The sequence below is a fragment of the Rathayibacter sp. PhB186 genome (assembly GCF_003751825.1).
Taxonomy (GTDB): Bacteria; Actinomycetota; Actinomycetes; order Actinomycetales; family Microbacteriaceae; genus Rathayibacter; species Rathayibacter festucae.
The window spans coordinates 1-1,087 of record NZ_RJKO01000017.1; the positions used below are offsets into that span (position 1 = coordinate 1).

Genomic DNA, 1,087 nt, shown 5'->3' on the forward strand with positions numbered 1-1,087 from the left:
TGTAGTTCCTCGGGACGTTGTGAACGGGTGACGTAGAAGAAGACCTCCGGGACGATGTGGGTTACCACACACGCATCGTCACCGGAGGTCTTCGTGACTCACGCTAATGCCCCCTTCACGCCGACCGGCAGGGAACGTCTGGCTCGGCTGATCGTTATCGACGGCTGGCCGGTGCGCCGGGCGGCGGAGAGGTTCCAGTGCTCACCGGCGACTGCCGCGAAGTGGGCCGAGAGATACCGATCCGGTCTGCCGATGACCGACCGGTCGTCCCGGCCTGTGACCAGCCCGAACCGGCTTGCGACTCGCCTTGAGCGGCGCATCATCGGTCTGCGTTTCACGCGTGGTTGGGGTCCGCACAGGATCTCGTTCCACCTTGGAGTTCCTCGATCAACGGTCGGTCGGGTGCTCACCCGCTTCCGAATGCCGCTGCTCGCGCACCTGGACCGCGCCACCGGACTGCCAGTGCGACGACCCGTTCCCGTGCGTTACGAGAAGGCTCGGGCCGGCGAGCTGGTGCACATGGACATCAAGAAACTCGGTCGAATCCCTGACGGCGGCGGATGGCGAGCACACGGCCGAGGATCAGCGCAGGACCGCAGCTCCCACGTCGACAGAACCCGCGCCAAACGAGCCGGAGCGGCCGGCTCCCGCGGCTTCCGCTATCTGCACCACGTGGTCGATGACCACTCAAGACTCGCGTTCTCCGAGATCCTCGCCGACGAACGAACCGACACCGTCATCGAGTTCTGGCGCCGCGCGACCACGTTCTTCGCCCGTGCCGGCATCACCATCGAGCAGGTCATGACCGACAACGGCCCCGCCTACCGATCTCACGCCTTCAACGCCGAGCTCGGCACGATCCGCCACCGCTTCACCCGCCCCTACCGGCCCCAAACCAACGGCAAGGTCGAGCGCTTCAACCGCACCCTCGCCGCCGAATGGGCCTACGCCACCACCTACGACTCAGACGACGCCCGATCCGCCACCTACGCCGCTTGGCTCCATCACTACAATCACCACCGACCCCACACCGGAATCGGCGGATCAACCCCCGCAGAACGCGTCCACAACCTCACGGGGAACTACA

General features: G+C 65.8%; 1 protein-coding gene. It reads left to right on the plus strand.

Features of this window, described 5'->3' with window-relative positions:
- Positions 1-93 precede the first annotated feature (93 nt).
- Positions 94-1,087 (plus strand): IS481 family transposase (locus EDF45_RS20935; protein ID WP_123737772.1); only part of this gene is annotated, 994 nt, incomplete at its 3' end.